The organism is Alcaligenes sp. DN25, from assembly GCF_023674485.1.
GTDB lineage: Bacteria > Pseudomonadota > Gammaproteobacteria > Burkholderiales > Burkholderiaceae_B > Alcaligenes > Alcaligenes phenolicus.
The window spans coordinates 3,001,621-3,014,360 of sequence record NZ_CP098408.1; the positions used below are offsets into that span (position 1 = coordinate 3,001,621).

8 protein-coding genes are annotated in these 12,740 nt (G+C 56.2%); 5 read left to right on the top strand and 3 right to left on the bottom strand.

What is annotated here, in order from left to right:
- The first annotated feature begins 19 nt into the window (after positions 1-19).
- From NBV64_RS13995 to NBV64_RS14005, 3 genes are all read left to right on the top strand, one after another.
- Entirely contained in the window at positions 20-2,782 is a 2,763-nt protein-coding gene (locus NBV64_RS13995; protein WP_250755974.1) for an ATP-binding protein, read from the top strand.
- Between the two features lie 96 nt (positions 2,783-2,878).
- Positions 2,879-6,022, top strand: coding sequence for a hybrid sensor histidine kinase/response regulator (locus NBV64_RS14000; RefSeq protein ID WP_250755975.1), 3,144 nt, complete (start codon positions 2,879-2,881; stop codon positions 6,020-6,022).
- Positions 6,023-6,044: 22 nt separating this feature from the next.
- Positions 6,045-6,704, top strand: coding sequence for a response regulator (locus NBV64_RS14005; RefSeq protein WP_035272032.1), 660 nt, complete (start codon positions 6,045-6,047; stop codon positions 6,702-6,704).
- A 32-nt stretch (positions 6,705-6,736) separates the two neighbouring features.
- Here the strand turns inward: NBV64_RS14005 and NBV64_RS14010 are convergent, their stop codons facing one another.
- Positions 6,737-7,735, bottom strand: a complete 999-nt coding sequence (locus NBV64_RS14010; RefSeq protein ID WP_250755976.1) for an EAL domain-containing protein — start codon at positions 7,733-7,735, stop codon at positions 6,737-6,739.
- 159 nt (positions 7,736-7,894) lie between these two features.
- Entirely contained in the window at positions 7,895-9,013 is a 1,119-nt protein-coding gene (locus tag NBV64_RS14015; RefSeq protein ID WP_250755977.1) for a fimbrial protein, read from the bottom strand.
- A 402-nt stretch (positions 9,014-9,415) separates the two neighbouring features.
- Here NBV64_RS14015 and NBV64_RS14020 point away from each other — a divergent pair, with 402 nt between their 5' ends.
- Together NBV64_RS14020 and NBV64_RS14025 are read left to right on the top strand one after the other, a co-directional pair.
- Positions 9,416-9,598, top strand: a complete 183-nt coding sequence (locus NBV64_RS14020) for a hypothetical protein (protein WP_003803240.1) — start codon at positions 9,416-9,418, stop codon at positions 9,596-9,598.
- Positions 9,591-11,003: an amidase gene (locus tag NBV64_RS14025; RefSeq protein WP_250755978.1), complete on the top strand. Its 1,413-nt coding sequence runs from the start codon at positions 9,591-9,593 to the stop codon at positions 11,001-11,003. The genes NBV64_RS14020 and NBV64_RS14025 overlap by 8 nt, the downstream gene beginning before the upstream one ends.
- 373 nt (positions 11,004-11,376) lie before the next feature.
- Here NBV64_RS14025 and NBV64_RS14030 read toward each other — a convergent pair whose 3' ends face one another.
- Positions 11,377-12,723 (bottom strand): aminotransferase-like domain-containing protein, encoded by a 1,347-nt coding sequence (locus tag NBV64_RS14030; protein WP_250755979.1) that lies wholly within the window; start codon positions 12,721-12,723, stop codon positions 11,377-11,379.
- Between the last annotated feature and the right edge of the window lie 17 nt (positions 12,724-12,740).

Consider the following 12,740-nt stretch of genomic DNA (forward strand, 5'->3'; position numbering starts at 1 on the left):
TCAGCTAAGAGGCAGCCCCATGCGAGAGAACCTGCCCTGCATGCAGGTTCCTCGCTTTCCCAGCGTCTTGCTGGGTGCCTTGTCCTTAATCCTTATCCTGTGTGCCTCCTTGGGCACCGGGGCATATCTGTATGCATCGGCTACGCACCTGATTTCCGAGTACCGTCGGCAACTGAACGGTGCTGCCGACCACGCCCAATTATTTTTTGACCAGCGTGAGGTCCTGCTGCGCGCCGTGGCCGCAGCAGCGGTTTCTCCCGACACCGTGCAGCTCTCGTCCAATAGACAAAACCTGGAAACGCTCGACACCCCGAACAATGGCTCAGCCGATCACTACGTCTTTTTACTGACGCGCCGCCATTGGAATGCCATCCATCGCACAGGCACCTTGCGATACAGCGAGCTGGATCCTGCCCGAGACTACCGTCTGGAGCGCGACGGCCAGGGCCGGTTCTGGGAACCACAGGCGAATGCGCTAGCCACACGCCTGAACACCATCAATAAACAGCCTCACGCCCGTCAAGTTCCCGTACTCTGGCTACACCAGGACAATGACTCTTTCTCGCAGTTGGTGGCTTACACCCCTATAGACAGAGAAAACCGTCAGGGAGCCTGGTTGGGTCTTGAACTGAACAATATCGACCGCGCCCTGACCTTGACGCCACCACCACCTGGCACGGAATACATTTTGTTCGATATACGCGGGCAAGCTGTTTTGTACAGCAGCTCCCCGCCTGATGCGTCCGAGTTGCGCTGGGTTCAGCAAGACTACTTTGGTTTTGACGGCAAAGGCTGGCCCAAACATATCATCCTGAGCAAATCCATTGGGACGGGCGGCCTGCGCGTACTCTACGCCCTGCCCACCAAACAGTTATTGCACGATGGCCGCAATGCCTTGATCACGGCCTTGCTGACCCTCACCGTCTTTACCACCGTTGTTCTGGTCGGCGCTTGCCTGATACGGAGGCGCTTGTTGCTACCTGCGCGCCAGCAGCAACAAAGCCTGGTCGATAGCGTGTCCTTGAATCGCAAGCTGGTTGCCATGGCTCCTGTCGGCCTGGCCCTGGTCGACGCTCAAGGTGAAGTGGTTTTTCAAGAAAACCTGCAGGCACGCACCTGGATGCAAGGTGATGATCAATGGCGTACGCGCTTACCCGGTGAGCATGAGCCCAGCACATGCACCGACGTTACCCTGAAGGACGGGCGCAGTGTACGTGTCCATGCCATCAGCTTGCATTACCGCGGACAGCCCGCGGCTCTATGCTCCATTATTGACGTCACCGCTGAAAAAGCCGAAGAGGCTGCCCTGCGTCACTCCCGCCAACTGGCCGAGAACGCCAACATCGCCAAAACTCAATTCCTGACCACCATGAGTCATGAAATCCGCACGCCCCTGTACGGAATTCTAGGGACGCTGGAGCTCCTGTCTCTGTCCGAAAAGCAGCAACACCCTTCGCCCTATCTGGACACCTTGCGCCGCTCGGCCGAAACACTGTTCCGGGTAGTGGGTGAATCGCTGGACCTGTCTCGTATTGAAGCGGGGCACGTCACCCTGGAACCGCGCGAATTCTGTGCGCAGGAGCAGGTGGATGAAACTATTGCAGCGTTTGCTGCAACCGCACAAAACAAGGGCTTGCTACTGTATTCCATCACCCCTGTCAGGGCCCTGGTTCCCACTATTGGTGATCCCCTGAAGATTCGCCAGATTCTGAGCAACCTGATCAGCAATGCCATCAAGTTCACCACTTCTGGCCATGTGGTGCTGCGTCTGCATACTGAACCCCAGCCGGGCAACCGCCTGTTACTGCGCTTTCAGATTACGGACTCCGGACAGGGCATCAGTGCAGAGGTTCTGCCCAAACTGTTCCTGCCCTATTTCAGCCTTAACGAAGGCAGCGCCAACAAGCAGCCTGGCACGGGTCTGGGCTTGCCCATTTGTCAGCGCCTGGCCAGCCTGATGGGCGGCTCTCTGTCTGTGGTCAGTGAACCGGGCCTGGGCACCAGTATCACGTTTGAAGTGATTCTGCCTGTGGCCTCCCCGCCCGGCACAGCTCCGGCTCCCGAGTCCCAATTGGCGTTCCGCCCCGTTTATGTAACTGGAGACATCCCGGAAATCGTTTCCAACGTCAGCAAATGGCTCCGTCATTGGGGTGCCTATGCCCTGCCCTACACCGGGCAAGTCGCCAAACCGGGGGCTGTGCTGGTGCATAGCTGGCCGTCTTTTGCCACCAGTACACCTGAGTGGACTGGCCGCCAGGTCATGGTTCAACCCAATACCCAGACCCAACCCCCTCAAGCCGATAATCCCGACTGCTTCTACACTGCCTCGACCGCCATGAAACACATCATGCAAGCGGTGCAGCAGGCTCAAGCGCTCGATTGCGCGCCTCAGCCGACCAAAGAGACATTAAAACCCTCCGTACGCCCCCAACGTGTACTGGTCGTGGACGACAACCCGGTTAACCGGCAAATTCTTCAGGAGCAATTGACTTTACTGGGCTGCACGACTCATCTGGAAGCCAGCGGCGAAGCCGCCTTGACACTGGCAAACAAAGATCAATTTGATATTGTGTTTACAGACCTGTTCATGCCCGGCATGGACGGCTACTCTCTGGCCCGCGCCCTGCGTGCGGAAGGCTACCAGGGACGCATTATTGGCATTACCGCCAATGCCATTTTGGATAAAGACAAAGAATGGTCAGCCGCAGGCATGGATGCCCTGCTGATCAAACCTCTGCCCATGGCCGCCTTGCGCGATAGCCTGCAGCCTCCGACCCTCTAAACCAGCCCGACCCGCCACAAATGCTACGTCGCTACCGCGGCGCAGGGCGGTATGATACGGCAGGAATTGCCCAAATCGGCGACCTCACGGAGAACCATGGCCAACTCACCTTTTAATCGTATGACGCGGCGCTCGCGTGGACACACGCGACTATTGCTTAGCGTTATTCCTGTCTCCTTCGTTTTGCTGGGCGCTCTGGTCGTAGGCGGCCAGCATTTTTTCAGCCAAGAGCGCCATCGTCTGAAATCCGATTTCGCCGTGACGGTGGCCTATATCCACGAACAGGAACGATTTTTAGCGCAGCTCAAGGCAGATGCCGCCAAACTGCAAGCCGGGCCGGAGCCAGAACCTCCTCCGGTAGAAAGCGGCCGTTCCGTGAGTATCTGGCGGCCAACAGCCAGCGTCTCGTTTTCCATGATTTGCGAGCAGCACTGCCGCGCCCCCAAAGAGGCCTACGGAACCTTGGGGGCTGATCTGGCCGACAGCTTTGCGTCCTTTTGGGCCAGATCCTATTTTCCGTCCGGCTACCTGTTCCTGTTCCATCCCGACATGGAAGACAGCCTGAGCATTCCGGAGCTGGAATCCTCCCGCACAGATACGGTCCTGCCTATTGCGTCGCACAAAGAAGCACGCGACCACGTCCAGCCCTGGAGCACGCCTTTACCCGGTCCACAAGCAGTGAAGTGGGTTTCCCTGCCCGACCACCCCTTGCATATGCTGGGCATCATCCCGATTGCCTTGCCCGGACTGCCCGTACCTGGTGCGGACCCGGCCCGATTCCAGGCCATGAGTCTGTTTGACAAAGGCAGGCTGCGGGAATTTTTCAATCAGTCCGAAGCGCCTGTCGGGTATCGATTCTGGCTGCACCATACCCAGCAAGGTTTGCTGATCGGTAAAAACGACTCCCCTGATTTGCAGCACGATGGTTTTAGCATCAGCTGGCGGGGCCTGGCCTTTCAAATGAGCGATCCCTCCGGCACCTGGACAGGGCGCTACCTGATCAGCCCCAGTCAGTTGCTGGACAGCACATGGGTGCCCCTGGGCACGGTCGTGTTTTTATTGCTGAGTTTGCTGGGCGGCATGGCTTATGCCCGCTGGTACGGGCGCCGTGTGGTGGAGCCAGCACGTCAGGCCCAACGTGCGCTGCTGGAAAGCCGGGACTTCAACCGCAGCATCATTGATACCTCGCCGGTAGCTCTGTGCGTGATCAGCAAAGAAAAGCGGCAGATTATTTTTGGCAATGCCCAGGCACTGGAATGGCTGGGGCTGGATGCGGGGGATGTATTACCTGAACAGGCACCGCTAGCCTTGGCCCTGAACACCTTGCAGCAACAGGGAACGCAGGCCACCGAAGGCAAAGTAGATTTAGCAGATGGACGCAGCCTGCATTTGGCCTGCGCACCCAGCCGCTACCATGAGCAGGACGTTCTGCTGTGTGTGTTGATGGACCTGACGGCACAAGAAGAAATCCAGCGTGAACTGGAGCGCGCGCGCGCGGCCGCCGATGAAGCGAGTACGGCCAAGTCCGCTTTCCTGGCCACGATGAGTCATGAGATTCGCACGCCTCTGTACGGCGTTTTGGGCTCCCTGGAGTTGCTGTCCATGACCGAATTAAATAGCCAGCAGCATCAACAGGTAGACCGAATTCAAGGTGCCTCGCGCCAGTTGTTGCAGATCATCAGTGACATTCTGGATATCAGCCGGATTGAAGCGGGCCAAACTCATGTGCAGTCGGTGCCCCTGGACCCGATTGCTTTGGTCCAGGATTGCACCGCCACCTATACCGCCATGGCTCAGCAAAAAAACCTGCTGCTGTTTTGCCATATAGACCCGGATGTCCCTTCTTGCGTCCTGGGCGATCCTCTGCACATACGTCAGATTCTGAGCAATCTGATCAGCAATGCCGTCAAGTTCACTCAGGCAGGTCACATTATTGTGCGACTGCGTCTTGAGCAGATTGCCCAAGGAAAAGCCCAATTAATGTTTCAGGTGGCTGATAGTGGCGTGGGCATTGAGCACGAACGACAGGACAAGCTGTTTACCCCCTTTTATGTCGCCCATGCGGGCGAGCACACCATACGAGGAGCAGGCTTGGGCCTGTCCATCTGTGCCCGTCTGGCCGAACTGATGGACAGTCAGATTCAGTTAACCAGTGAACCAGGACTGGGCAGCAGTTTCTCCTTTACGCTGAATCTGGACATAGAGCCCAAAGAGGCCCAAACCCGCCCTGCCCCGAACCTGCATGGCATGAAGCTGCATGTGCGAACACCCCATGCCGAATTGTCCGAGTCAATCTGCAATTGGCTCATCCGCTGGAATGCCCAGGCACAAGCCCTGCTGCCCAGCGACTCTCTGACAGGCCAGGCCGAAGAGATCTTGCTGGATGTGATGATGCCCGGCAGCCAGCCGGTACCTCATTGGCTCGGCCCCTACCTCAGTGTCTCGGCACGCGATGGCAGTAGTACCTTGCCCGAGGCGGATGGCACCAGTCCCGAAAGCATCGCTCGTTCCCTGGAGCGCTGGCGGGCACAACAACATGCCACGCCGGCACAAATCCTGGAGTCCACGCCACCCGCCAAAACAGCGATCAAGCCCCCCAGCCGCCCAGGCCTGCATGTGCTGGTCGCTGAAGACAACCCGCTCAATCAGGCGACCTTGCGGGAACAGCTGGAGCGTTTGGGATATCAGGTAACCCTGGCTCAAGATGGCGAAGAGGCCTTGAGTCTGTGGGATGACAACAACCATGATTTGCTACTGACAGACGTCAATATGCCCAATATGACGGGCTACGAGTTGGCACGCCAACTGCGTGCACAAGGCATGAATGCACCCATCATTGGCATTACCGCCAACGCCATGCGCGACGAAGCCCAGCGCTGTACGCAAAGCGGCATGAACGCATGCCTGGTCAAGCCCATGAATCTGGCCACCCTGAGCAGTCTGCTGGAATCGTTAGCTACCTCACCTGTGCCCAAACGCTATCGGGATATTTTCCGCAGCACCATGAGCAAGGATTTACAGACTCTGGAACAAGCCCTGCAAGAGCAAAACGCGGCGCAAAGCCAGGCCGTCCTGCATCGCATGGCTGGAGCTCTGGTGGTAATGGGTCTGCATGAAATCGCGGACAGAGTGAAAGAACTGGAACAGAATTTCAGGCAAAATACTCAACAAACTGAAACACAAGTTCATACAGCCGCTGCCGTGTGCCAGGCACTACGCGAGCTGATTGAACAAGTCTAGCAAAACAGGCAAGGAAACCCGAATGCCCGCCATTCAGAAACTGCGCGTCATCATTGCAGACGATCACCCATTGATTTTGATGGGGATACGCGAGCTGCTGGGCCGCGATATCAACCTGAGCGTTGAGGCCGTAGCTGCCAGCCCCTCGGAGCTGGTCGAGCACCTGCAGAAAAACCAGCCCGATACCATCATTACCGACTACTCCATGCCCGGCGATGAGCAGTATGGCGACGGGATGCGCTTCATTTCTTATCTACGGCGCCACTTTCCAGACGTCAAACTGATTGTGCTGACCATGGTGTCCAACCCCATGATTATTTCTTCTTTGTACGATGCTGGCGTACAAGGAGTTGTCCTCAAACAGGACGAGCTCTCTGAAGTCCTGGTCGCCCTGCACTTGTTGCGCCAGGGCGTGAAGTACTACCCGGCCAATTTCAAGCAAGATACGCCCAAAGACGTGCTGACCAGCTCGGTACAGGAACGCCTGGAGTCCCTGAGCCCCCGGGAATTTGAAGTCCTGCGCCTGTTTGCCATGGGAGACTCCATCAGCGCCATTGCTGAACAATTAAACCGCAGCATCAAGACTATCAGCGCCCAAAAAGCATCGGCCATGCGCAAACTGAACGTGCATAACAACCAGGACCTGATTGCGTTCTGTACCCAGAACAACCTGTTCTCCTGAATGCGCACAAGACAGGGCCGGGCATGCTTGATTCATGTCGCCCAACGCTGACGCATCCACATATCCAGCTCAAAGGCGGGTGTGGGTTTGGCGAACAAATAGCCTTGAGCATAATCACAGCCCATTTGTCGTAAGCAATCCAGATCCTCCTGCTGCTCTACTCCTTCGGCGGTAACACGCAGGCCACGCTGCTTGGCCACCCGGATCCAGTCTTGTACCTGTTCGCTTTGCTCGCGACTGTGCGCCAAGCCATACACACTTTGCCGGTCCAGTTTGAGTTCTGAAAACGGGGCTGACATCAAACGTTCCATTGAGCTGTAGGCCACCCCGGCATCATCTTGCGCCAGCCCAAAGCCCATCGCTACCAGGCGTGAAGCCCCTAAAAACAAGGCGCAGGGCGTCCGGGTGTTGGAGTTTTCCAGCAACTCCAACGTAATCTGGCTGGCCTGCCCCTGCTGTTCCTGTACACAGGCCATCAGACGATCTGGCAGGCTGACATCATCGAGCAAATAAGTGGGCAGGTTCACTGCAACAGGCACCGACAAACCCTGACGACGCCAATAGGCCTGTAAACCTAGAACCTCTTGCAGCATATGCAAGAGCAAAGCCTCGTCCAGGCCATGCTCACTGAACCAGGGCAAAAACACATCGGGTGACAAGACACCCCATTGAGGGTGACGCCAGCGCGCCAGAGCCTCCAACGCAACCAACTGCTGGGACTGCACCGAGACCTTGGGCTGCAGCCACGCCTGAACCTGCTCCTTTCGCAAGGCATCGAGCAAAACGGCCCGCGTAATCAGCATCCCGCCCTGTTCAGGCTGAGCGCACCCGCTACGGCCCGAAAAGCCGTAAGGCCGGACTAGGCGGCTGCTCAAGGCCTTGCTGTCTACCGGAGCTGCGTTTGCTTTAGCAGAACGCCCGACAGCAGGGACAATGCGCCGGGGCATCCACAAGCCGGACTCCGAGCGAGGCTGACGAAGCAAGTTCATCACCATCGTAGGTGGCATGTGAGAAGTGGATGGTGCGAACATGAATGTCCCCGGCTAACAATGAACAGACTGGAATTTCCAGGCCAGAATCGATAACTGAGATCGTAAGATTTCCTGCGGGCTAATGGCCTAGGAATAGTCTGAAAACCCCAGCCCTTGCCAGTGCAGCCCGCTCTTTGTATGAGCGGTGCCCTCACAGGACTAGTCATACATGAAAGTGACCACGGCCTCGGCCTGCAAACTGCCTGGTGTTACCGTGCCGCTTTGCACATTGGGCAATTGCACATACTGGGCGGTGATAGGCAAATACATATCAGATAAAGAGCTGCTTGTTGGCCCTTCCACGACGGGGGGGCGGTCCGGCAAAGTAGAACCCACAGGGGCAGGACCAAACTCGATTGGCTGCTGGCTATCCCGGTGATACAGACGCACACCAACCGACGGATGTGAAGAGCGCAAATAATTCTTGGGCTCCGAACTGGCACGAGTATCGGTAAAAAAGGCCTTGATCGTGGTACCTGCCGGACAGCCGCGGCCTACCAGTTCAAAGTTTTGTTCAGCGATCCTCCCCTCGCTGCGACTGCTGCCATATGCGGCCAACTGCGAGAGGGTGATGGGCGGCATGGACACCACCCGGTTCAAGTCCGCCGACGAACAGGTAGGAGCTGGAGGTTTGGGCATTTCGGGAATTCCACCCCCTTTTACCAAAGGCGCCATCAAATCAAGAATCCCATTAACGCAAATTGTGTTTCTGCCTGCTGAACTAGTCCGAGAAACAAAAGCAGTAACTGCCTGCTCATTAGTTACCTCAAGCTTCCCACCCTTATATTTTTCCGCGTCGATCACCACAATTTCGTATTTGAAATAATACGAAATCGTGTAGCTTCTGGGGCCTTCTCCAGTCAACATCTTCCCCAGATAAGGAACAGAAACCGGGGTTCCGTTAGGACGGACAGAAGAAGCAGTAAACGCGTAAAGGCTATAAAATCCATTCCAGGAAACTCGCACTCCCACACCAGGTGTTTTGGGCATAGGAATAGCGTTATAGGGGTGTTCACCACCGTTCACCCCCCCTGCATCCACACTGGTTTTGCGCTCGTATCCCGAATAAAAAAATGTCGAGTATGTCAGCGCCGAGGCTATTACCTGACCGTTATAGAACCCATTTCCATAAGGCTCAACCTTCCAATCATATAAATTCAAATCCGTATTTCTTATGCAATCCTCATTAGTTTGAGCAATAGTATTCACGGAAAAGCAGGTAATAAAACCGGCTACCAGCATTGAACACAACTTGCTTTTGAATTTTTTATTTCTCATGGGATTACCTTTTGTTAAATAGGTATGTAAAAAGACCCAGATACAATTTCACCAATTCATACCCCAACAAACCATAAGACTATTCCGATAGTGCTTTTTACCTACTGTCTAAATCTGTGAATCAAGCCGGCTAAAGCGCATAGATCAGAGGCCGGAAAGCTGCAAAATCGACCAGCTTTTCCCGTCCTCGACGCCCTCTGGTAAACCCCAGTATGTTTAGGCATCAATATTTTGTAGATTGAAAAAGCAGACATCTGAGTCTGCCAAAACACATGCATGCGCTGCCAACGTTGCCAGCGACATGCAGGCAATAAAGCCTCACTCCCTGTCACCAGGGGTGGGGCTTTTTTTGTGCGCGTCATCGGCGCATGCACGGTTTTGAAAACGATAAGGAGAGGACAAATGACTGTAAGTGTCAAAGACACCCTGGCTGCAAAAGGAATACACCCCAGTCCCGAACATCTGGCCAAGCTGGAGACCAAATGGCGCGAGATTCAAGCCATGAAAGGCAATCTGGAAGGTATTGCCATTGACGATGCCGACCTTGCTATCAAACACCTGGCCGGAGGGGATCACCATGAATAAGGAATTGCTTGAGCTAAGCGTCATTGAACTGGCGGACAAACTGCGCAACAAGGCTGTTTCTCCTGTCGAAGTGACTGACAACCTACTGGCCTACATCGACAAGTCGAACCCACAGACCAACGCCTACATTTCCGTCACCGCCGAGCAGGCCAGAAAAAGTGCCAAGCAAGCCGAACAGGACATCATGGCCGGCAAGTACAAGGGCGTGTTCCATGGTGTGCCCCTGGCGCTGAAAGACAATATCTACTTTGCGAACGAGGTCACCACCATGGCCTCCAAGATTCACAAGGACTTTGTCTCCAAGGACGACGCCACCGTTGCCACCAAGCTGCGCGATGCCGGGGTAATCTTCACCGGCAAGCTGAACATGCACGAATATGCCTGGGGTATCGACAACAACAACCCCCACTTTGGTGCCGTGCATAACCCCTGGAACCCTGATCGCGTCCCCGGCGGTTCCAGCGGTGGCTCCGGCGCCGCCGTTGCCTCCCACAGTTCCTACAACACGTTGGGTACTGACACAGCCGGCTCCATTCGCATCCCGTCGGCCGCTTGCGGGATTGTGGGCCTGAAACCCACGCACGGACGCGTCAGTAAATTTGGCGTCTACCCACTGGCCTGGACCCTGGACCACGTTGGCCCCATGTCCAAAACCGTAGCGGACGCTGCCGCGATGCTGGAAGTGATTGCCGGTTTTGATCCCCGCGACCCGACCTGCGCCAATGTCCCTGTCGGCTCCTACCTGAGCGCCCTGAACGGCAACGTCAAAGGTCTGCGCATCGGCATCATCGAAGACTACTTCTTCAAGAACGTCGACTCGGGAATTGAAAAAGTCATTCGCGACCGCCTGGCCGACCTGGAAAAACAGGGCGCCAAAGTCATCCCCCTGAAAGTGCCTGCCCTGCGCTACTCCGAATGGGCCGAGTTGGCCGTCAGCCTGACCGAGGCGGCGACCATCCACCACCAGGACCTGATCAAACGCCCAGAAGACTTTGGCGGTGACATTCGCTTCCTGTTTGAACTGGGCGAACTGTTCAGCGGCATCGACTACCTGCAAGCCCAGCAAGTACGCCGCGCCCTGAAACAGCAATTTACCGGCACCTTCAGCGACGTAGACGTCATCATCGCCCCCACCCTGCCTTGCCAGGTACCGGACATTGGCGTGGATACCGTCAACATCAACGGAAAAACGCTGGACTTCATCGACGAAGGCATCCGCTTTACCGGCCCCAGCAACCTGACCGGTCTGCCGGCCGTCACGGTGCCCGCCGGTATCTCCAACGGCATGCCCGTAGGCCTGCAAATCATCGGCCCTGCCTTTGAGGAAGCACGCATCCTGAACGTAGCCTACGCCGTGGAATCGATGAAACCCCTGGCAGGACACCAACCCGTTCTGAAGCCTTAAGCCACCCCCGGCCCCACCTGTATGCATAGGCAGACGGGGCCGGTTTTTTACACTAACAAGCCAGAAGGCCACACCGGCACTCTGGCTTGTTCTTTATTTATTTCCCAAGCCCTTCAAGCCCGCCGCCCGGCTAATCGGCGGGTCAGAGTCCTTGCCGCCGGCGAACCATTGCGCAGGGATACAAGCGCCCTTCTGTTTGACGGGGGCGCTTGTGACTGGTCCGGGGGACCAGTCACCCCCGGAGTTAAGGGCGCGCCCGGAGCAATGGTACGCCAAGGGCACCGGTGCGCAGCACCGGCAAGGGCTCAGCCGATTGGCCGGACGGCGGGCTTGAGGGGCGTCTTGGCAAAAAAAACCAGATACTGGCCAAGAATCAAGCTCCCCCACCTACATCCAGACAATCAAACACCTCAGGCATCAGATGCGCCACATTCAATCGCGTCCTGTCCTTGAACTCCTTGCTGACGGCAAACGCACTTCCCGGCATCAGCAAAACCCCTTTGCTCTCCAGCCGTTGAATCAAGTCCGCCAAATCCGGCAGACCCGGATGCCGAATCCACAAGAACATCCCACCTTGCGCCTGCACCTCAAACTCCCAGCCATATTCCTTCAGCACCTTTTGCGCAATTTGCTGGTGCGTCATCAACTGTCGCTGAATCACCTGCGTGTGCTTGGCATAGGTACCATCGGCCAGAATCGTATTCACAAAACGCTCGCAAAACCCCGGTACGGCCACACTGGTCAGCAATTTCAGACGCAGCAAGGACTCCATCAACTTCGGCCCGCAAGCCAGATACCCGATCCGCAAAGAAGCCGACAGCGACTTGGAGAAACTGCCTATATAAACCACATGCTCAAAATCCCCCAGTCCAGCAAAGGTCTGACGCACACCGGGGAAGAAATCCCCATACACATCATCTTCCACAATCAGAAAATCGTGTTCGGCTGCGCGTTTTACCACTTCAAAAGCCACCTTGGGACTTAAGCCCGCGCCAGTTGGATTATGAAAAGTGCTATTGCAGAAAAACGCCCGCACTTTGTGAGCCTGCAAAATACGATCCAGCGCCACTACATCCGGTCCCTCCGCCAGACGAGGCACCCCCACAGGTATCCCACCACACAAACGAATCAGCTTGATCAAATTGCTGCTGCAAGGCTCATCCACCAGAACATGATCCCCGACACGAATTACCGTGCGCGAGATCAGATCCAAGGCTTGCGTCGCCCCCAGGGTCGTCAAAATCTGCTGAGGGGAAACCTGAATCAAGGTCGATTGACGCAGCAACAAGGACAACTGCTTGCGTAGCGGCAAATAACCATGAATATCGCCATACTCCACCAGACCGCTACGTCCAGAGCGTGCCGTCTTGCGTATGGCCTTGGCCAGCGCATCCGTATCCCGCCAAGGCAAAGGCAACCAGCCACAGCCCAGCTTGCACTGTTCAGGTTTGGCCTGCAGCAGCTTAAACAAGGGGTCCATCGACGCCTCGGAAGGCAGGATGGGCAGGTCCTCGTTCAAACCGGACCAACGGGCCACAAAATAACCGCGCCCTTGCAAGGCCTCCAGCATGCCCTCGCCCACCAGACGGGTGTACGCACTGACGACTGTGTGATGGCTCAAACCCTCCCTTGCCATCATCTTGCGAATAGAAGGTAACTGCTGCCCTACCGCCCACTCGCCCTGGAGGATGGCGCCCTTCAAACGCTCGTGAAAATCCATACCTGCCTGCTCCCCAA

Excerpts from the sequence above, each read along its gene's own strand:
- NBV64_RS14025 (WP_250755978.1), top strand. The coding sequence starts at position 9,591 with ATGAATAAGGAATTGCTTGAGCTAAGCGTCATTGAACTGGCGGACAAA.
- NBV64_RS14005 (WP_035272032.1), top strand. The coding sequence starts at position 6,045 with ATGCCCGCCATTCAGAAACTGCGCGTCATCATTGCAGACGATCACCCA.
- NBV64_RS14030 (WP_250755979.1), bottom strand. The coding sequence starts at position 12,723 with ATGGATTTTCACGAGCGTTTGAAGGGCGCCATCCTCCAGGGCGAGTGG.
- NBV64_RS14020 (WP_003803240.1), top strand. The coding sequence starts at position 9,416 with ATGACTGTAAGTGTCAAAGACACCCTGGCTGCAAAAGGAATACACCCC.
- NBV64_RS13995 (WP_250755974.1), top strand. The coding sequence starts at position 20 with ATGCGAGAGAACCTGCCCTGCATGCAGGTTCCTCGCTTTCCCAGCGTC.
- NBV64_RS14010 (WP_250755976.1), bottom strand. The coding sequence starts at position 7,735 with ATGTTCGCACCATCCACTTCTCACATGCCACCTACGATGGTGATGAAC.
- NBV64_RS14015 (WP_250755977.1), bottom strand. The coding sequence starts at position 9,013 with ATGAGAAATAAAAAATTCAAAAGCAAGTTGTGTTCAATGCTGGTAGCC.
- NBV64_RS14000 (WP_250755975.1), top strand. The coding sequence starts at position 2,879 with ATGGCCAACTCACCTTTTAATCGTATGACGCGGCGCTCGCGTGGACAC.